Consider the following 18,013-nt stretch of genomic DNA (forward strand, 5'->3'; position numbering starts at 1 on the left):
GCGCGTCCCCGATGCCGACGCTGCGGCGCCTGCCGGAGACGCTGGTCAACCAGATCGCCGCCGGCGAGGTGGTGGAGCGGCCGGCCAGCGCCCTGAAGGAGCTGGTGGAGAACGCGCTCGACGCCGGGGCGCGGCGCATCGACATCGTGCTGCGCGACGGCGGCCGGACCCTGATCCAGGTCTCCGACGACGGTTGCGGCATGGATGACGGCGCCCTCTCCCTGGCGGTGGAGCGCCACGCCACCTCCAAGCTGCCCGACGACGACCTCACCCACATCTCGACCCTCGGCTTCCGCGGCGAGGCGCTGCCGTCCATCGGCGCCGTCAGCCGGCTATCGATCACCTCGCGCGCCCGCGGCGGCGACACTGCCTGGCGCATCCGGGTCGAGGGTGGGCGCCTGTCGCCGCCGGAACCCGCCGCCCTGACCGCCGGCACACGGGTGGAGGTGCGCGACCTGTTCTTCGCCACCCCGGCCCGCCTGAAGTTCCTGAAGGCGCCCCGCACCGAGCAGGGCCACGCGGTGGAGATCATCCAGCGCCTGGCCATGGCGCATCCGGAGGTGGCCTTCTCCCTCGGCGACGGCAGCCGCACCCTGCTCGACCTGGCCGCCGCGCCGGACCTCGCCACCGGCGACGATCCGTACCGGGCGCGGCTGGCCCGCCTCGGCGCCATTCTCGGCCGGGAGTTCGAGGACAACGCCCTGGCGGTGAACGCCGAGCGCTCCGGCTACCGGCTCACCGGCCACGCCGGCCTGCCGACCCTGCACAAGCGGACCAGCGCCCAGCAGTTCCTGTTCGTCAACGGCCGCCCGGTGCGCGACAAGCTGCTGCTCGGGGCGGTGCGCGGCGCCTATATGGATTTCATCTCCTCCGACCGCCATCCGATGGTCGCCCTGTTCCTCGACCTGCCGGCCGAGGAGGTGGATGTGAACGTCCACCCGGCCAAGACCGAGGTGCGGTTCCGCGATGCCGGTCTGGTGCGCGGTCTGATCGTCGGCGCCCTGAAGCACGCCCTGGCCGAGGCCGGGCACCGAGCCTCGACCACCGTCGGCACCGCCACCCTGGGCGCCTTCCGGCCGCAAGAGGGACCGTATCAGGGCGGCTATCCGCGGCCGCATTCCGGGGCGAGCGCCTCCTGGGCGACCCGCTACCCGCAGCACCCCTCCCAGGGTCTCGCCGAGGCCCAGGCCGCCTGGCAGGCGCCGGACGGCCGGAGTTCCGGCGGCGGCTTCGCCTTCGACAGCGCGCCGGCGGCCCGGGTCGAGCAGCCCGGCCCGATGCCGGTTGAGCCCGACCCCAACCACCCGCTGGGCGCGGCCAAGGCCCAGGTCCATGCGAATTACATCATCGCCCAGACGGGAGACGGTCTGGTCATCGTCGACCAGCATGCCGCCCATGAGCGGCTGGTCTACGAGCGCATGAAGGAAGCCCTGGCGGCCGGCGGCGTCGCCCGTCAGGCGCTGCTGCTGCCCGAGGTGGTGGAGCTGGACGAGGCGGCGGTCGACCGGCTGGTCTCCCGCGCGCCGGAGCTCGAGGCGCTGGGTCTGGTGCTGGAGGGCTTCGGCCCCGGGGCGGTGGTCGTGCGCGAGGTCCCGGCTTTGCTCGGCCAAACCGACGCCGCCGGGCTGGTCCGCGACCTGGCCGAGGATCTGGCGGAGACCGATTCGGCCCTGTCCCTGGAGGACCGGCTGGCCGACGTGTGCGGCACCATGGCCTGCCACGGCTCGGTGCGCTCGGGGCGCCGGCTGAACGCGGAGGAGATGAACGCCCTGTTGCGCCAGATGGAGGCGACCCCCCATTCCGGCCAATGCAACCACGGCCGCCCGACCTATGTGGAGCTGAAGCTCAGCGACATCGAACGGCTGTTCGGCCGGCGGTAGGGGAGCTTAGGGCGGCCCTTCGACACGCCCCTGCGGGGCTGCTCAGGGCGAGGTCGGATGGCTGGGATAAGGTTTCTCAACAAACCCAAATGACCTCGCCCTGAGCAGCGACCAACGGGAGCGTGTCGAAGGGCCGGCTGGTTATGCGGCCTAGCCGTTCCATAGCGCCGCCATGGTCGCCCATGTCTACATGCTCCGCTGCGCTGACGGGTCGTACTACGTCGGTTCGACCCGCAAGCCGCTGGACGAACGGATTCGCGAGCATCTGTCCGGCGCGGTGGACGGCTACACCGCCCGCCGCTTGCCCGTGACCCTGGTCTGGGCCAACAGCTTCGAGCGGCATACCGACGCGTTCGACGTCGAGAAGCAGATCAAAGGCTGGAGCCGGCGCAAGAAGGAAGCGCTCATTTGCGGTGACTGGGACGCCATTCAGGCGTTCTCACGGAGCTATCAGCACCATGGTCGCGCGGGTTGAGACGGCCCTTCGACACGCTCCGGCTTCGCCTACGCTGCTCAGGGCGAGGTCGGAGAGGATGGAGATGTGAAGTGAAGGATATCTGGTGCGGTTTCTATGACCTCGCCCTGAGCAGCCCCCGCAGGGGGCGTGTCGAAGGGTCGTTTCAAGCGAGAATCGCTCTTCACCCCTCCATCGACTCAAGAGCCTTCTTGAACCGCGCCATGTGGTTGGTCTCCGCCTTGGCGAGGGTGTCGAACCAGTCGGCGATCTCGTCGAAGCCCTCCGCACGCGCCTGCTCGGCCATCTGCGGGTACATCTCGGTCGCGTCGTGGGTCTCGCCGGCGATGGCGGATTTCAGGTTCGCGGCGGTCTCGCCGATCGGCGCGCCGGTCATCGGGTCGCCGACCTCCTCCAGGTATTCCAGATGGCCCTGGGCGTGGCCGGTCTCGCCCTCGGCGGTGGAGCGGAACACGGCGGCGATGTCGTTGTAGCCCTCGATATCGGCGGTCAGCGCGAAATAGAGATAGCGGCGATTCGCCTGCGCCTCGCTGGCGAAGGCCTTCTTCAGGTTCTCTTCGGTCTTCGATCCCTTGAGATCGGTCATGAAGCGGTCCGGATCCGCACGATCAGGTCGACCCGCTCGATCTCCGCGCCGGCGGGGGCGGAGGGCAGGGCTCCGATCGAGACCTGGTCGGCCGGAATGTCCACCAGACTGCCGGTCGCCGCGTCGAAGAAATGATGGTGGCCCTGGGTGTTCGTGTCGAAATACGACCGCCCGGCCTCGACCACGACCTCGCGCAGCAGGCCGGCATCGGTGAACTGATGCAGGGTGTTGTAGACCGTGGCCAGGGACACCCGCACGCCGTTGCGCTCCGCCTGGGAGTGCAGCTGCTCGGCCGTCACGTGCCGGTCCTCGCCGTCGAAAAGCAGCCGGGCGAGCGACAGGCGCTGGCGCGTCGGACGCAGGCCGGCCCCACGCAGCGTGTCCACGGCGGCGGCGAACGGTCGTGAAATCATGGCGCGCACCTTGCGAGTTCTCGCTTGCGGAACCGATCAATAGAGTTCCAAAAGCGTTGAAACAAAACGATTATCATGACGTCCCAGAATTGGCAATCCATGCCCTTTGCAAGCGTGGGTGCGATGTGGTTTGCTGAGCGCCGGTTGGGCCCGGCGGGAGGTCGCGGTTCAATCGCGCCGGGAATGCGGGGAGCGTGTTCCCGGTGGTTTGACGGACCCACGGACGGCGAGGCCGGCATTGGATTTCAAGAAGCGGAGCAGCTTTTCCTATAAGGATCTGCTTGAATGCGCCCACGGGCGCCTGTTCGGTCCCGGTAACGCGCAGCTGCCGCTGCCGCCGATGCTCATGTTCGACCGCATCACCCACATCTCCGAGTCCGGAGGCGCCAACGGCAAGGGTGAGGTCGAGGCCGAGCTCGACATCAAACCGGACCTCTGGTTCTTCCCCTGTCATTTCGAGGGCGACCCGGTCATGCCGGGCTGCCTGGGCATGGACGCCCTGTGGCAGCTTCTCGGCTTCACGCTGGGCTGGCTCGGCGGTCCGGGTTCCGGGCGCGCCCTGTCGGTCGGCGAGGTGAAGTTCAGCGGCCAGATTCTGCCGTCGGCGACCAAGGTTCGCTATCATTTGGACATCAAACGCGTTATCAGCCGCAAGCTGTTCCTCGGCATCGCCGACGGATGGGTGGATTGCGACGGTGAACGGGTGTTCGAAGCCAAGGACATTCGCGTGGGTCTGTTCGCCAATCCGGCGGCGGCCCTGGCCTGACGGAGAATAAAATGCGACGCGTCGTCGTCACCGGTGTCGGTGTCGTTTCCCCGATTGGCAACGACAAGGCCGAGGTGACCGAATCACTGAAGACCGGCCGCTCGGGCATCACCTTTGCTCCCGAGTATAAGGAAATGGGTTTCCGCAGCCATGTGCACGGCTCGCTGAAGCTCAACCTCGAGGACCGGATCGACCGCAAGCTGCTGCGCTTCATGGGCGACGGGGCTGCGTACAACTATCTCGCCATGGAAGAGGCGATCGCCGACAGCGGCCTGGAGACGTCCGACATCTCCAATCCGCGCACCGGCCTGATCATGGGGTCCGGCGGCCCGTCGACCCGCAACATGATGCAGGCGTTCGACACCGCGCGGGAGAAGAGCCCGAAGCGCGTCGGCCCCTATATGGTGCCGCGGGTGATGTCCTCGACCAACTCGGCCAACCTGTCGACCATCTACAAGATCAAGGGACTGAGCTACTCCATCAGCTCGGCCTGCTCGACCAGCTCCCATTGCATCGGCAACGGCGTCGAGATGATCCAGTACGGCAAGCAGGACATCGTCTTCGCCGGCGGCGGCGAGGAGCTGCACTGGACCCTGTCCGTCCTGTTCGACGCCATGGGCGCACTGTCCTCCAAGTACAACGAGACGCCGGAGAAGGCCTCGCGCCCCTACGACACCAGCCGCGACGGCTTCGTGATCGCCGGCGGCGGCGGCGTGGTGGTGCTCGAGGAGCTCGAGCATGCCAAGGCCCGCGGCGCCAAGATCTACGGCGAGGTGGTCGGCTACGGGGCGACGTCCGACGGCGCCGACATGGTCGCTCCGTCCGGCGAGGGCGGGCTGCGCGCCATGCAGCTGGCGCTGGCGGATGTCCATGACCCGGTCGACTACATCAACACCCACGGCACCTCGACGCCGGTCGGCGACATGGTCGAGCTGACCTCGATCGCCGAGGTGTTCCGCGGCCAGAACAAGATCCCCTACATCAGTTCGACCAAGTCGATGACCGGGCACAGCCAGGGCGCGACCGGCGTGCACGAGGCGATCTATACCCTGCTGATGATGCAGGGCGGCTTCATCGCCCCCTCGATCAACATCGAGTCGATGGAACCGGAAGCCGAGGCCATGCCGATCGTGCGCGAGCCGATGCTGGGCCAGGAGATCAACGTCGCGATGTCGAACAGTTTCGGCTTCGGCGGAACCAACGCCGTCCTCGCCTTCCGGCGGGCGGACGTCTGAGCAACCGGGCGGCGCGAGTCCTAACAACGCTGCCCACGCAAATTCCGTGATCCCGGCAAGCCGCCGGGGCATTTCAGGAACAGGAGCCCGATGTCAGATTCGCCCTCCCCCCAGCCGATCATGGCCGGCAAGCGCGGGCTCATCATCGGCGTGGCCAATGACCGCTCGATCGCCTGGGGGATCGCGGCCGCGCTCGCAGAGCACGGTGCGGAGCTCGCCTTCACCTATCAGAACGAGAGCATCGAGCGGCGGGTGAAGCCGCTGGCGGAGTCGGTGGGTGCCGATATCGTCCTGCAGTGCGATGTGACGGACCATGCCTCGCTCGACGCCGTGGCGGCGCAGATCGAGGCCAAGTGGGGTAAGCTCGACTTCGCCCTGCATGCGGTCGCCTATTCCGACAAGGCCGAGCTGAAGGGCAAGTATTACGACACGAGCCGGGCCAATTTCATCAACACGATGGACGTGTCCTGCTACTCGTTCACCGCGATGGCCCAGCGTCTGGCACCGCTGATGAACCCGGGCGGCAGCCTGCTGACCCTGTCCTATCTCGGGGCCGAGCGCAGCACGCCGAACTACAATGTCATGGGCGTGGCCAAGGCGGCGCTGGAGGCGAGCGTGCGCTATCTGGCCGCCGATCTGGGGCCGGACGGGATCCGGGTCAACGCCCTGTCGGCCGGCCCGATGCGGACCCTGGCGGGCTCGGCGATCGCCGATGCGCGCTACACCTTCCGCTTCTCGGAGAACGCCGCTCCGCTCGGCCGCAATGCCGCGCTGGAGGAGGTCGGCCGCACCGGCATGTACCTGCTGTCGCACCTGTCCTCCGGCGTGACCGGCGAGGTGGTGCATGTGGATGGCGGCTTCCACTCCGTCGCCATCCCGCATCCGAGCCGCCGCGAGGGCAACAAGGGCGAGGGCTGAGCGGCCGCGCTCTCCTCGCTTCCTTCTCTCAAGCCTTGCCATCTCCCCATCCCGGATTGAACCGGTCTCGGGCCGAGGGCCAGCCTTCCGTATGCGGGAGTCTTCTCGGCAAGTCCGGGGAGTAAGGCTATGAGAGGATACGCTAAGACCCCTGTGCCGCGGCGGCTTCCTTCTGGCGGGTTCGCGCCTCTTCCGGCCAGCGGGACTTGATGAAGGCCAGGATCGCCCAGATATCCGCATCCGCCAGCTCGGAGTCGAAGGCCGGCATGGCGTTGCGGTAGCTCGCCGGCGAGAACGGCTGGCCCCCGTATTTTGTCACGTCGAACAGGTCGCGGTCGGTCAGGCGCCAGATCGGCGACGTCCCGTCCAACGGCAGCGGCGGCCGGCCACCGTCCGGGTACTCCCCGTCCCATCCCGGTTTTCCGGCCAGATCGGCGCCGTGGCAGAAGGCGCAATGCTGGTCGTAGAGCGTGTGGCCGAGGCCGACCAGCGCCGCGTTGGTGTGGTCCGCGGCGACCGCGTGCTCGTTGGTGTAGCGCTCCCAGTACAAATCGGCGGCGGTGATCAGCCCGCCGATCACGATGGCGGCGGCAAGGAAGCGGCCCTTCGCCCCGAGCCGGTTCGCGACCCGCCCGATCAGCCCGGGCGGCGCCTGGTCGGGGGCCTCATCCGCCTCTTCGGCCAGCCGGCCGAGCCGGCGGGCCGGGTCGAGGGTCCGGGCCGGGGTCTTGGGGATACGCCCGCGCAGCCGCTGCTCGAAGCGGGCCCGACGCTCCTGGCGGGCGGTTTTCGGATCGCGCATGGGCGGGGCCGGCCTCCTGTCTTGCGGTGCGGGTCAGTCTACCTCACGCACCTTGGGCGTGCCGAAAACATCGTCCAGCCAGCTCGGCCGGGCAAGTCCGGCGCGCACCTTGGCTTCCATCTCCGCCTCGCCGGCACGGACCTGGTCGAGCCTGTCGGCGACCGCGTCGATGCGCGCATGGGGCACGATGACCACGCCGTCTCGGTCGGCCACCACGAGGTCGCCGGACGAGACGGCCACGCCGCCGCAGATGATGTCGAGACCCACGGTCCCGGGACCGACCCGGGCGGGCGAGTTCGGGGAGACGCCGGCATGCCAGACCGGCAGGCCCATGCCTTCGACCCCGTCCTGATCGCGGATCGCCCCGTCGGTGACCACGGCGATGGCGCCGGCGTTGCGCAGCATGCCGCACAGCAGGTCCCCGGTCAGGGCGGTCTGGCGGTAGCCGTCGGTGGTGCAGACGATGATGTCGCCCTGCTCCAGCACGTCCAGGCAGGCGGCCAGCGCCAGGTTGTCGGCCGGATGGGCGAAGGCCGTGAGCACCGGCGCGGCGAGCGACACGCCGGGGGCGATCTGCGGCTTGATCGCGGGGTCCATGGCGCCCCGCCCTTCCATGGCGTCTACGACCTGGGCGGTGTAGGCGCCGCGGAAGCGGCGGAGCTGGGCCTCGCTCGGGCGCGGGAACTTGCGACGGACGGTGAGGATGGGAGGATCTTCGAGCATCGGGTCAGGACTCCGCGCGGGTGAACAGGTCGGCCATCGCCTCGGCGCAGTCGGCGGGCTCCTCCTCCACGAGGAAGTGTCCGCAATCCAAGCCGATGGCGTCCACATCGTCGGCCCAGCGGCGCCAGACGTCCAGATGCCGCTCGTCCTTTTCCTTCAGATAGCGTGTCCCCCAGATCAGCCGGGTCGGACAGGCAATCCGGTAGCCTGCTTCCAGGGAGGCTTCGTCCAGGGCGATGTCCACCGTCGCCCCGGCCTGATAGTCCGCGAACATGGCATCGACCACCGCCGGGTCCCGGTAGGCGTCGCAATATGCCTCGACCGCCGCATCGTCGAGCCGGTCGCGATGGCCGGCCCAGCGGTCGATCAGGTGGCGGACATAGCCGGGACCGTCGGATCCCACCATCTGCCGCAGGAACGGATCGTCCTGGGCCAGCAGCAGCCAATGATAGCTGCCGAGCGCCGAGCGCCAGTCCATGCGCCGCCAGTTCTCCAGGGTCGGCACGATGTCGAGCGGAACGAAGCTGCGGACCATCTGCGGCATGTCCAGCGCTAGGCGGTAGCCGATCCGCCCGCCCCGGTCATGGCCCGACAGATGGAAGCTGTCGTGGCCGAGCGCCGTCATCAGTCCGGCGCAGAGCTTGGCCAGGCTGCGCTTGGAGAAGATCTCCGGGCTCGGCGCCGGCCCGCGCGAGGCGCCGTAGCCGGGGGTGTCCGGGATCACCAGGGTGAACCGGTCGGCCAGCAGCGGGGCGATCCGGTGGAAGGCGACATGGGTCTGGGGGAAGCCGTGCAGCAGCAGCACCGGCGGCCCGGATCCGCCGACCCGGACATGGAACTCCGTCTCGTCCACCGTGATCCGGTCGGTGCTGAACCCTTCGAACATGCCACTCTCCCCTCAATTCCGGAACTAACCATGCTACGTCTGGGCGGAGGGTTCCAGTACGCGAATGTCGGCAGACGGGGAGGGTGAAATGGCGCAGGACCGGAGCAGCGGGCGGCAGGCGGCGCTCGCCCGGGCGATGGACTATCCCTACGCGGCCCATCCCGGACCCTACCTGTTCCGCGGCGGGAAGGCCGAGCCGCTGCCCGCCGATCTCGACATCGCCCGCCTGACCCCGGTGATCGCCGTCGGCTCCAACCGCGCGCCGGTGCAGCTCGCCCGAAAGTTCGAGCGGATGGAGACGGCGATCCCGGTCACCCGCCTGGTCGCCCGCCATCTGGACGTGGTCCATGCCGCCCATATGGCGGGCTATGGCGCGGTGCCGGCGACCCTGGCGCCGTCGCCCGGGACTGAGGTGGAGCTGTGGATCACCTGGCTCGACGCGCCGACCATGCACCGGATGGACGCCACCGAGGCGGTCGGGGTGAACTATGCCCGCGAGGAGCAGGTGCTGGAGATCGTCGCCGCCGACGGCCCGGCGCCGGAGCGGGCCCTGGTCTACAACGCCCTGCGCGGCTGCCTCAGCTTCGACGGCGCGATGGTGCCGCTCGCCGCGGTCCCGGCGTCCCGCCGTCGCAGCCCGGCGATGACCCAGCGCGCGGTGCTGGAACGGCTGCATCGGGAGGCCGGGAGCCCGTCGGATTTCGAGCGCTGGCTGCACGGGCATATCGGGCCGACCGGGCTGCTGCGGCGCACCCGCCTGACCGAGCGGCTGGCGGCGGGGGCGATCCGACCCCGCGGGTGACGCCTGGAGTATGCGATCGACCGCCAGGCCGTCTCGTCAGTTCACGACCGGACGCAGGGGTTCCTCGTCCTCGAACCGGTCGGCCAGCAGCCGGGTCTCCGCGACCAGGCAGGACTGCGCGCTGACCGTCTCGTTCGCAACGCGCAACCGGCGCAGCAGCACCTTGAGCAGGGCGACCAGACCGGGCTCCGCGTTGGTCAGCAATCGGCTGAAATTCTGCTCGGTGATCACCTGGACGACCGTCATGCCGAGCGCGCGGGCGGTGGCGCTCCGCGGAGAATTGTCGATCAGCCCCATCTCGCCGATCAGTTCGCCGGGCCCCACGGTGGCCAGGAGCACCTCGTGGCGCTGGCCGGCGCTGCGCAGGATCTCCACCTCGCCGCTTTCGATCAGGAAGGCGGCCCAGGCCTGGTCGCCCTCGTGGAACAGGGTCTGGCCCGGCCGGTAGACCCGGCGATCCAGTATCTTGGCCTTGCGCATCCGCTTTCTCCCGGCCCGTGCGGTCCGTCGGCGGGCCTCTCAGGAAAGATACGGATATCGGGACACCGGGAAATGCACGATCGGCGCCCGGCCTGTCACCGTTGCGTGACGGGGCGGTGAGCCGGTCAGGCCGGCTCGACCCGCCACACGATGGTGCGGCGGATGTCGCTGTCCTCCAGGTCGCGCGGGGTCGGGACCATGTATTCGGCGAGCTTGGTGAGGCCGCTCTCCGGCAGGTAGCTGCGGCCCGGATCGCCCATCAGCACGGTCGCCCCGGCGGCGGCGTGGCGGCGCAGCCAGCCGATGGTGCGGTTCGACATGGGCAACTCGTAGCAGACGTCCCCGGCCAGCACGAGATCGAACAGCGGCCCCCCGTCGTCGGCCAGAACCGGCTCGTCCAGCATGTCGCGGCTCACCGTCTCCAGCCCCCCGGCCACGCCGTTGGCCTCGGCGTTGAGGGTGATCGCGGCGATGGCGAAGGCGTCGATGTCGTTGGCCACCACATGGGCGGCCGAGACCCACAGCGCGGCGACGCCGACGAGGCCGCTGCCCGAGGCGAAGTCCAGCACCCGCTTGCCGGCGGCCACGTCCGGATGGTCGATGATGTAGCGCGCAAGCGCCTGCCCGCCGGCCCAGGCAAAGGCCCAGTAGGGCGGCGGCAGGTCCTTCTCCGCCAGCTCCTCCTCGGTCAGCTCCCACAGCGGCACGGCCTTGTCGGCCAGGTGCAGCTTCAGTTCGGGGACGAGGCTGGGCGGCTTCAGAAGTGTGTTCTGTCGGACGAACGCGAGCGGATCGCCCATCCGGTCTAGCCGAGCACGATGGCAAGCGCGACCAGCAGGCCGGCGTCGCGGTTCGCCCAGAAGGTGCGCAGGCAGTCCTGTGGGTCGTCGAGATCGGTGACCCAGAGCTGCCGGGCGAAGTTCAGGCCGGCCAGCGCCAGCCCGGCATAGGCCAGCGGGCCCAGGCCGGCGGTCCAGAAGCTGGCCGCCAGCAGCCCGATGGTGAGGGCGTAGAACACGGCCAGGGCCGGCTTGGTCCTGTCGCCCAGGGCGAGGGCGGAGGAGCGCACGCCGACGATGGCGTCGTCCTCCTTGTCCTGATGGGCGTAGATCGTGTCGTAGCCGAGCGTCCAGAAGAACCCGGCGGCATAGGCCAGGATCGCGGGCATGGCGATGGTCTCGGTCACCGCCGCATAGCCGAGCAGGGCGCCCCAGTTGAAGGTCAGGCCGAGCACCGCCTGGGGCCAGTCGGTGACCCGCTTGGCCGCCGGGTACAGGAACACCAGGACCAGCACCGACGCGCCGATCGCCCAGGAGGTGGTGTTGAGCTGCAGCAGGATGGCGAGGCCGACGGCAAGCTGGGCGGCGAGGAAGACCAGGGCGGCGAAGGGCGTGACGGCGCCGCTGGCGAGCGGGCGGGTGGCGGTCCGGGCGATCTTGGTGTCGATCTTGCGGTCCCACAGGTCGTTCACCGTGCAGCCGGCGCCGCGCATGACCAGCGCGCCGACCGTGAACAGGACGACGAGCCGCAGCATCTCCAGGGCGGGTCCGGTGGCGGTCGGTGCGCCCAGCGCCTGCCAGCCGAGGCCGAGCCCCCACAGGCAGGGCAGGTACAGCAACCAGGTGCCGATCGGCCGGTCGAGCCGCGCCAGCCGGGCATAGGGCCGCCAGGACGCGGGCAGCCAGCGGTCCACCCAGTTGCCCTGGGGGATGTCGCTCGCGCCGCTGACGTTCCGGTCGGGAGTGCTGCCGCTCATGGGGAAAGTCATAGAGAATTTAGGCGAGTATTAAAAGCGTTTCTATTGATAAGTATCTTTATTCTGTTCAAGAATTTCTATGTTTTTGTGTAATATATTGACAAAATAGTAGTTAGCATGGTTATGGTTCCTCCGACAATAACTCCGAGAAGGGCCGCCGTAATTATGGCGCTCGTAGACTCAGAGTGGCGAAGTTCGTCAGAAATAAATTGATAAAGCTTTTTGTAACGTTCAACGAAACCCATATCGGCGGATTTGATTTCAAGGTTGGCATATTCGAGTAGCGTGTTGCCAAATACATGGCTCGATAAAAGTTTATTTTGATCGAGCAATTTTGCTTCAACTTCGACAAATATATTTTCAATATCAACAAAATAGAATGGAATAGATTTAAACCCTTCATGGTATGATTTCAGCGATTTTATTTTCTTTATGTCACCTTTTGTATTTTCTTCAATAACTTCTAGTATCTCTGTGATTGAGTCTCTAATATCATATATTTGGTTGGTGGAGTGAACGGTGAAGTAGAATGGTCCTAGTGATCTAACTACGTAACGAAATACAAAACTTTGAATCTGATCTAAATCAAAATCCGTATCACTAAATTCAAAAAAGCAATCATTATAGCCAGGTTGAGTTACCATTTTCATGGATGGAAGAGAATTCTCTTCTATTTTTGAATCATCTTCAATTTTTGAAATGAAAAAATCACAATGAAATGGCGTTGGGCCAACTATATGGAAATCACAATTGAATTCGTTAGAATTAAAGCTATCACGAAGGAAGTGCCATAAAGTAGTTACGGCTCCAGAAATATCTGGTTCTATATGTGGGATTTTTGGTCTCAAAATACAGACAGGGTGTTCAAAATTAAAATATATCGTAACTATAAAATCTGTTGATTTTACTTCTTTCCAATTAAGGGAAAATTTCTCTTGAAGTTCTGAAGATAAAAATATCTCAAATCTTAATACTCCCGATGAAAATCTCGGAAATGGGATATCAGATACTAAAATTCTATCAGGAATTTCTAACCAATCGACGCTATCCGGATGTGAGCGAATTGAATCTATATCTTCACAAGATATATTAGTTATGTTGGGGATTTTGCGAAGATCTTCAATGATAAAATTTATTGATTCTTCAATTTGTTTATTTTTAGATAGCTTAAATAAATTCGAGTTCTTCACTGAAAAAAATACGCATCCCGCTGAAAATGACTGTTCAACCTTGCGCGTCATGGTTTTACCTATTTTAAAAAGCTAATGGCGTAGAAAGTAAATTATATAAAACTTAATTTATCGACACAATCGTAAAATGCAATCAGTAATGGTCTACGTATAGACGCAGGTGCCGCTCTTTCATTGTACTTCCGCATTCGTATTAGCCAGCGTCTTCGTGCCAGATCAGCTAGGCCTTACCGGATAGGCGCTCGGAACCTTGTCGACCGCGTCCAGAAGGTCCGGGCGCACGCTTTCCACCCAGTCCTGGATCAGTCGCCGGGCGATGCTGTCGCGGCGCGGCAGGAACTTGCCGAGCGCTTCGAAATCGGCGAGCTGGTCGATGGTGAAGAACTGGGCGTCGCCCAGCTCGTCGTCGTTGCGCACGATGTCGAAAGACTTCGCCTCGGCGTGGAAGCCCAGCATCAGCGAGGACGGGAACGGCCAGGGCTGCGAGGAGTGGTACCGCACGTCGCGGACATGGATTCCGCTCTCCTCCCAGACCTCGCGGGCCACCGCCTCCTCCAGGGTCTCGCCCGGCTCCACGAAGCCGGCCAGGGTGGAATACATGCCGTCGGGCCAGATCTTCTGGCGGCCGAGCAGGCAGCGGTCGCCGTCATGCACCAGCATGATCACCGCCGGGTCGGTGCGCGGGAAATGCGGGGCGCGGCAGTTCTCGTTGGTGCAGCTGCGCTGATGGCCACCCTTCACCGACCGGGTCTCCGAGCCGCAAACGCCGCAGAACCGGTGGCGCTGATGCCACCACATCAGGCCGCGGGCATAGGCCAGAACCGACCCCTCGAAGCGGTTCAGCAGCGGGCCGATCTGGCGCAGGTCCTGGAACACGCCATGGGCGGCCAGGATGTTGAGAATGTCCGTCTCCTCCAGCGGCGACAGGTCGATCGCCACATGGGCGATCCCGTCGCGCTCGCCCAGGAAGGCGGTCATGTCGGCAAAGCGCATCAGCCCCCTGTGCTCCGCCGCCGACAGCATCCCGGCGCGCGGCAAGTCGCCCGGCGCGACCAGCGATCGGCTGCGCCAGACCGGCACGATCACCGTATCGGGCCGCTCCAGCAGCTCGTCGAGCCAGCCTTCGCGCTCGCGGATATGGGCTGAACGGTCGAGACCACCGAAGCCGTAGACGTTCGGGCGCTTGGTGATCAGGTCGGTGGCGGGGACGGAGTCATCCGTCCCGGGAGGATGTAGGTTCATGGCGGCGCGAGTGTACACGCCTGGAGGAGGGAGGCAACGGGCCCTGATCGGGTCAGGGCCCGGCCGGCACGCCCCTACCCGGCCCGGACCCGGGTGCAGAAGTCGGTGATCGCGCGCTGCAGGCTGTCGGCGTTGACGGCGAGATCCTGGCTGGCGTTCAGCACGTCCGTGGCGGCCTTGCTGCCGTCGCGGGCCTGGTCCGCCATCTCGGTGACGCCGCTGGCGGCCTGGCTGGCGCTCAGGGACATGGCTTCCACCTCGTCGCCGAGTTCGCGGGCGGTGGCTTCCTGCTCGCCGATGGCGTCGGCGATGGTGCGGGCGACCTCGTCGATCCGGCCGACGGTCTCGCCGATGCCGCGGATCGCGTCGACCGCGCCCCGGGATTCGGCCTGGATCGAGGAGATCTCGCCGGCGATGGTCTCCGTCGCCTTGGCCGTCTGCCCGGCCAGGTTCTTCACTTCCGAGGCGACCACCGCGAAGCCCTTGCCGGCGTCCCCGGCGCGGGCCGCCTCGATGGTGGCGTTCAGGGCCAGCAGGTTGGTCTGCTCGGCGATGTCCTGGATCAGGGTCAGCACCTCGCCGATGCGGTCGGTGGCCTGGGCCAGGCCGGCGACGGTCCGGTCGGTATCGGCGGCGCGCTGCACCGCCTCGCCGGTGATCCGGCTGGACAGGCTCACCTGCTCGGTGATCCGGGCGATCGACTGGGAGACACGGTCCAGGGCGTCGGCCGCCGCCTGGGCGCGGCTCTGGTTCTCGGTCGCGTCGCGGGCGACGAGGCCGGCGTGATCGCCGACCCGACTGGTCGTCTCGGTCAGGCTGGTGGCGGTCCGGCTCAGCTCTTCCGAGGCGGCGGCGACCGTATCGGCGATGCCCCCGACCGTCTGTTGCAGGGAATCCGACAGCGAGATCAGCGCCGCCGCCTTCTCGGTGGCGGCCTGGCGGTCGCGCTCGCGCGCCTCGTCGGCCATGCGGGTCTGTTCAGCCTGGGCCAGCTCGACCTCCTTCAGCGCGCGTGCCGATGCGTCGAAGGCGCGCTGGATGCTGTGGGTGACCCAGAGCAGGGCGCCCGCCTCCAACACCACGATGACGGCGTGCAGGATCACGCGGCCGAGCGAGGCGTCGTCGGGGAAGACGGCGGCCGGCAGCAGGAAGCTGAGCGTCAGGTGATGCACCGCGACGACCACCGCCGCCACCAGGATCGACACCGTGCAGACCATCGGCGCCAGGATCGCCAGTGCGGCGAAGTAGTACATGTGCATGTCGATCTGCCAGGAATTGCCCCAGAACAGGGCGACCATCATCGACACGATCCCCATCATCACCGCCGCGATCAGATAGCGCGTGGCCGGCGCGTCCGGCTGCAGCCGGGCCATGGCGACCACGATGGCGGCGGCGACGGCGGTCGCCAGGGTCGGCCAGAGCGCCTCGCGCCCCAGCAGGAAGGCGGTCGCGCCGACCACCGGCACATGGGCGAGAATGAACATCGAAAGCGCGAAGGTGGCGCGGCGGCGAATGCTCAGAATGTCGGACATGGCAGATTCCCGGTTTTGGCGGCGGATCAACCGCGGGCGGTCGAGGAAGACAGGCCGAGGCAGCCGGCGGCGGCCTGGGGGTCGATGACGAGGAGGGCGCCGGCGGCGCGCAGACGCGCCGGCAGGCCGGGCGTCGGGCTGGCGAGCAGCAGGACCGTGGGGGCGATGCCGTCGCGCAGGATCTCGGTGTCGCTGCCGGAGAGGCTCGCCATCACGTCCTGGGCGGTCCACCACGGCGGGAAGATCGCGGCCACGCGGGCGTCGCGCTCGCCCGCCGGCGCGAGCAGCCCGAACAGGGCGACGGCCAGCATGGCGATGCCGGCGATGGCGGCTGGGAGGAAATTCAGCAAGATCGGGTCCGATCGGATGGTCAGGATCGTCTGCGTCGGTCGGAAGTCGCCGCCCGCTCTGACGAGCGACAGCGACGTACCCTTACACCCCAATATTTAAAGGGCCGTTAAGGTAAACCAGCAAACGTCCTACGATTCGGACGAGGCCTTGGATCAAGGACTTGGATCGGAGACTTGGATAACGGCAGGTCTTGGACCGGCAAAGGCGTCCGGCGGCCGGGCTGACCCGGCCGCCGGGCACGGGTCAGGCGGCGGTGCCGCCGACGGCGATGGTCATCTTCAGGGTCGGCTGGCCGACGCCCACGGGCACGCCCTGGCCGTCCTTGCCGCAGGTGCCGACGCCGTCGTCGAGCTTCATGTCGTTGCCGATCATGGTGATCTTGCCCATGGCGTCGGGGCCGTTGCCGATCAGGGTCGCACCCTTCACCGCCGGGCCGATCTTGCCGTTCTCCACCAGATAGGCCTCGTTCATGGAGAACACGAACTTGCCCGAGGTGATGTCCACCGACCCGCCGGCGAAGTTCACGGCATAGAGTCCGCGCTTCACCGACTTCAGGATCTCCTCCGGATCGGCGGTGCCGGCGGCCATGTAGGTGTTGGTCATGCGCGGCATCGGATGGTGGGCATGGGACTGGCGCCGGCCGTTGCCGGTCGGCGAAACCCCCATCAGGCGGGCGTTCTGGCGGTCCTGCATGTAGCCCACCAGGATGCCGTCCTCGATCAGCACGTTGCGGCTCGACGGGGTGCCCTCGTCGTCGACGGTGATCGAGCCGCGCCGGTCGGGCAGGGTGCCGTCATCGATGACGGTGACGCCCTTGGCGGCGACCTGCTGGCCGATCATGCCGGAATAGGTCGATGTGAGCTTGCGGTTGAAGTCGCCCTCCAGGCCGTGGCCGACGGCCTCGTGCAGCATGACGCCGGGCCATCCCGGGCCGAGCACCACTTCCATCTCGCCGGCCGGGGCGTCCACCGCGCCGAGGTTGACCAGGGCGATGCGCAACGCTTCGTCCGTCGCGTGCTGCCAGGTCTCGGGATCGACGTAGCGGTCGAAGGTGACCCGGGCGCCGCAGCCGTAATAGCCGGCCTCCATCTTGTCGCCGTCGCCGACCACGACCTGGACGTTCAGGCGGACCAGGGGGCGGACATCGGCGACGCGCTGGCCGCCGGCGCGCAGGATCTGCACCGCCTGCCAGGAGCCGATCAGGGTGGCGGAAACCTGCCGCACCCGCGGATCCTTCGCCCGGGCATAGGCGTCGATCTCCTTCAGCACGCCGATCTTCGCCTCGGTGGTGAAGCCCTGTAGCGGGTTCTCGGCGGTGTAGAGCGCGCTGTTGGTGCCCTTGGGGCCGAGGTCCATCTTGCCGTTATGGCCGGCATGGACGGCGCGCACGGTGTCGGCGGCGCGCCGGATCGCGTCCTCGGACAGGTCGGCGGCATGGGCGAAGCCGCGGGCCTCGCCGGCGATGGCGCGCAGGCCGAAGCCCTGGGTGGTGTCGAAACTCGCCGTCTTCAGGCGGCCGTCATCGAAGGCCAGGCTTTCGCTCTGGCTGTATTCCAGGAACAGCTCGCCGTCGTCGGCGCCGTTCAGGGCGTCGTCGACGATGGCTTCCGTGCGGCCCTTGTCCAGGCCGGCTCGGTCGAAGAAAAGCTCGTCAGTGAGGGCCAGATTGGACACGGGGCGGCTCCGTCGCGATAGGGTGGACATCAGTCGGTCGATCAGCTTCACATAGGCGCGCCGCCCACGGAAGTCGAGGCGGTCGCCGCCGAACCCGCCGTTTGTGCCGCTGGTTGTTCCCCTGGGATCCGGGATGCCGGTCGTCGGGGCGCGGCGGCAGCGACGGGTTTACGCGACCGAATGCCGCGTCCCCCGCGCTTGTCCGGGGCGGGGCGGGCATTTAGCCTTGCTCCGGTGTGCTGAAGGGTCGCGTTGCACGGTTGAGCGGATGGTGCCATAAGGGCGTCGCTGCAATCCGGGGG

At 66.7% G+C, this 18,013-nt stretch carries 19 protein-coding genes; 6 read left to right on the top strand and 13 right to left on the bottom strand.

The annotated features are described in order from the left end of the window. The first annotated feature begins 11 nt into the window (after positions 1–11). A complete protein-coding gene (mutL, locus tag T8K17_RS05850; RefSeq protein WP_322333564.1) occupies positions 12–1,880 on the top strand; it encodes a DNA mismatch repair endonuclease MutL in 1,869 nt (622 codons plus the stop codon). Positions 1,881–2,052: 172 nt separating this feature from the next. Continuing rightward, on the top strand, positions 2,053–2,355 hold the full coding sequence (locus tag T8K17_RS05855; protein WP_322333565.1) for a GIY-YIG nuclease family protein: 303 nt from the start codon (positions 2,053–2,055) through the stop codon (positions 2,353–2,355). Positions 2,356–2,518: 163 nt separating this feature from the next. Here T8K17_RS05855 and T8K17_RS05860 read toward each other — a convergent pair whose 3' ends face one another. Both T8K17_RS05860 and irrA read right to left on the bottom strand, forming a co-directional pair. Beyond that, positions 2,519–2,941 (bottom strand): rubrerythrin family protein, encoded by a 423-nt coding sequence (locus tag T8K17_RS05860; RefSeq protein ID WP_322333566.1) that lies wholly within the window; start codon positions 2,939–2,941, stop codon positions 2,519–2,521. Beyond that, positions 2,938–3,354 (bottom strand): iron response transcriptional regulator IrrA, encoded by a 417-nt coding sequence (irrA, locus tag T8K17_RS05865; protein ID WP_322333567.1) that lies wholly within the window; start codon positions 3,352–3,354, stop codon positions 2,938–2,940. Before irrA ends, T8K17_RS05860 begins: the two co-directional genes overlap by 4 nt. A gap of 238 nt (positions 3,355–3,592) precedes the next feature. On the opposite strand from irrA, the gene fabA reads away from it, so the two are divergent. The 3 genes from fabA (at position 3,593) to T8K17_RS05880 (ending at position 6,273) form a co-directional block, all read left to right on the top strand. Beyond that, positions 3,593–4,120: a bifunctional 3-hydroxydecanoyl-ACP dehydratase/trans-2-decenoyl-ACP isomerase gene (gene fabA, locus T8K17_RS05870; RefSeq protein WP_322333568.1), complete on the top strand. Its 528-nt coding sequence runs from the start codon at positions 3,593–3,595 to the stop codon at positions 4,118–4,120. Positions 4,121–4,131: 11 nt separating this feature from the next. Beyond that, positions 4,132–5,355: a beta-ketoacyl-ACP synthase I gene (gene fabB, locus T8K17_RS05875; protein WP_322333569.1), complete on the top strand. Its 1,224-nt coding sequence runs from the start codon at positions 4,132–4,134 to the stop codon at positions 5,353–5,355. 90 nt (positions 5,356–5,445) lie between these two features. Beyond that, positions 5,446–6,273 carry an enoyl-ACP reductase gene (locus T8K17_RS05880; RefSeq protein ID WP_322333570.1) on the top strand — a complete coding sequence of 276 codons (828 nt, stop codon included), beginning with the start codon at positions 5,446–5,448 and terminating at the stop codon, positions 6,271–6,273. A 142-nt stretch (positions 6,274–6,415) separates the two neighbouring features. Here the strand turns inward: T8K17_RS05880 and T8K17_RS05885 are convergent, their stop codons facing one another. Genes T8K17_RS05885 through T8K17_RS05895 form a run of 3 tightly spaced genes read right to left on the bottom strand, consistent with a single transcriptional unit; the run spans position 6,416 to position 8,684 of the window. Further along, entirely contained in the window at positions 6,416–7,075 is a 660-nt protein-coding gene (locus T8K17_RS05885; RefSeq protein ID WP_322333571.1) for a c-type cytochrome, read from the bottom strand. 33 nt (positions 7,076–7,108) lie between these two features. Continuing rightward, complete coding sequence (locus tag T8K17_RS05890; protein WP_322333572.1) at positions 7,109–7,798, bottom strand: hypothetical protein; 690 nt, start codon at positions 7,796–7,798, stop codon at positions 7,109–7,111. A gap of 4 nt (positions 7,799–7,802) precedes the next feature. Next, the gene (locus tag T8K17_RS05895) at positions 7,803–8,684 is read right to left on the bottom strand and encodes an alpha/beta hydrolase (protein WP_322333573.1); all 882 of its coding nucleotides are present in this window, start codon (positions 8,682–8,684) and stop codon (positions 7,803–7,805) included. Positions 8,685–8,772: 88 nt separating this feature from the next. Between T8K17_RS05895 and T8K17_RS05900 the strand changes: the two genes are divergently transcribed. Beyond that, complete coding sequence (locus T8K17_RS05900; protein ID WP_322333574.1) at positions 8,773–9,486, top strand: hypothetical protein; 714 nt, start codon at positions 8,773–8,775, stop codon at positions 9,484–9,486. Between the two features lie 36 nt (positions 9,487–9,522). Here T8K17_RS05900 and T8K17_RS05905 read toward each other — a convergent pair whose 3' ends face one another. From T8K17_RS05905 to tldD, 8 genes are all read right to left on the bottom strand, one after another. Then, on the bottom strand, positions 9,523–9,966 hold the full coding sequence (locus T8K17_RS05905; protein ID WP_322333575.1) for a cyclic nucleotide-binding domain-containing protein: 444 nt from the start codon (positions 9,964–9,966) through the stop codon (positions 9,523–9,525). A gap of 125 nt (positions 9,967–10,091) precedes the next feature. After that, entirely contained in the window at positions 10,092–10,766 is a 675-nt protein-coding gene (locus T8K17_RS05910) for a methyltransferase (RefSeq protein ID WP_322333576.1), read from the bottom strand. Between the two features lie 5 nt (positions 10,767–10,771). Next, entirely contained in the window at positions 10,772–11,722 is a 951-nt protein-coding gene (ubiA, locus tag T8K17_RS05915; RefSeq protein ID WP_322333577.1) for a 4-hydroxybenzoate octaprenyltransferase, read from the bottom strand. A gap of 77 nt (positions 11,723–11,799) precedes the next feature. Continuing rightward, complete coding sequence (locus T8K17_RS05920; protein ID WP_322333578.1) at positions 11,800–12,963, bottom strand: hypothetical protein; 1,164 nt, start codon at positions 12,961–12,963, stop codon at positions 11,800–11,802. Positions 12,964–13,128: 165 nt separating this feature from the next. Then, positions 13,129–14,154: an NAD(+) diphosphatase gene (nudC, locus tag T8K17_RS05925; protein WP_322333579.1), complete on the bottom strand. Its 1,026-nt coding sequence runs from the start codon at positions 14,152–14,154 to the stop codon at positions 13,129–13,131. A gap of 74 nt (positions 14,155–14,228) precedes the next feature. Further along, a complete protein-coding gene (locus T8K17_RS05930) occupies positions 14,229–15,686 on the bottom strand; it encodes a methyl-accepting chemotaxis protein (protein WP_322333580.1) in 1,458 nt (485 codons plus the stop codon). Between the two features lie 26 nt (positions 15,687–15,712). Next, complete coding sequence (locus T8K17_RS05935) at positions 15,713–16,036, bottom strand: hypothetical protein (RefSeq protein WP_322333581.1); 324 nt, start codon at positions 16,034–16,036, stop codon at positions 15,713–15,715. 244 nt (positions 16,037–16,280) lie between these two features. Then, on the bottom strand, positions 16,281–17,711 hold the full coding sequence (tldD, locus tag T8K17_RS05940) for a metalloprotease TldD (protein WP_322333582.1): 1,431 nt from the start codon (positions 17,709–17,711) through the stop codon (positions 16,281–16,283). Between the last annotated feature and the right edge of the window lie 302 nt (positions 17,712–18,013).

This window comes from Thalassobaculum sp. OXR-137 (assembly GCF_034377285.1).
Classification (GTDB): Bacteria; Pseudomonadota; Alphaproteobacteria; order Thalassobaculales; family Thalassobaculaceae; genus Thalassobaculum.

Excerpts from the sequence above, each read along its gene's own strand:
- mutL (WP_322333564.1), top strand. The coding sequence starts at position 12 with ATGCCGACGCTGCGGCGCCTGCCGGAGACGCTGGTCAACCAGATCGCC.
- T8K17_RS05855 (WP_322333565.1), top strand. The coding sequence starts at position 2,053 with ATGGTCGCCCATGTCTACATGCTCCGCTGCGCTGACGGGTCGTACTAC.
- T8K17_RS05860 (WP_322333566.1), bottom strand. The coding sequence starts at position 2,941 with ATGACCGATCTCAAGGGATCGAAGACCGAAGAGAACCTGAAGAAGGCC.
- irrA (WP_322333567.1), bottom strand. The coding sequence starts at position 3,354 with ATGATTTCACGACCGTTCGCCGCCGCCGTGGACACGCTGCGTGGGGCC.
- fabB (WP_322333569.1), top strand. The coding sequence starts at position 4,132 with ATGCGACGCGTCGTCGTCACCGGTGTCGGTGTCGTTTCCCCGATTGGC.
- T8K17_RS05880 (WP_322333570.1), top strand. The coding sequence starts at position 5,446 with ATGTCAGATTCGCCCTCCCCCCAGCCGATCATGGCCGGCAAGCGCGGG.
- T8K17_RS05885 (WP_322333571.1), bottom strand. The coding sequence starts at position 7,075 with ATGCGCGATCCGAAAACCGCCCGCCAGGAGCGTCGGGCCCGCTTCGAG.
- T8K17_RS05890 (WP_322333572.1), bottom strand. The coding sequence starts at position 7,798 with ATGCTCGAAGATCCTCCCATCCTCACCGTCCGTCGCAAGTTCCCGCGC.
- T8K17_RS05895 (WP_322333573.1), bottom strand. The coding sequence starts at position 8,684 with ATGTTCGAAGGGTTCAGCACCGACCGGATCACGGTGGACGAGACGGAG.
- T8K17_RS05900 (WP_322333574.1), top strand. The coding sequence starts at position 8,773 with ATGGCGCAGGACCGGAGCAGCGGGCGGCAGGCGGCGCTCGCCCGGGCG.
- T8K17_RS05905 (WP_322333575.1), bottom strand. The coding sequence starts at position 9,966 with ATGCGCAAGGCCAAGATACTGGATCGCCGGGTCTACCGGCCGGGCCAG.
- T8K17_RS05910 (WP_322333576.1), bottom strand. The coding sequence starts at position 10,766 with ATGGGCGATCCGCTCGCGTTCGTCCGACAGAACACACTTCTGAAGCCG.
- ubiA (WP_322333577.1), bottom strand. The coding sequence starts at position 11,722 with ATGAGCGGCAGCACTCCCGACCGGAACGTCAGCGGCGCGAGCGACATC.
- T8K17_RS05920 (WP_322333578.1), bottom strand. The coding sequence starts at position 12,963 with ATGACGCGCAAGGTTGAACAGTCATTTTCAGCGGGATGCGTATTTTTT.
- nudC (WP_322333579.1), bottom strand. The coding sequence starts at position 14,154 with ATGAACCTACATCCTCCCGGGACGGATGACTCCGTCCCCGCCACCGAC.
- T8K17_RS05930 (WP_322333580.1), bottom strand. The coding sequence starts at position 15,686 with ATGTCCGACATTCTGAGCATTCGCCGCCGCGCCACCTTCGCGCTTTCG.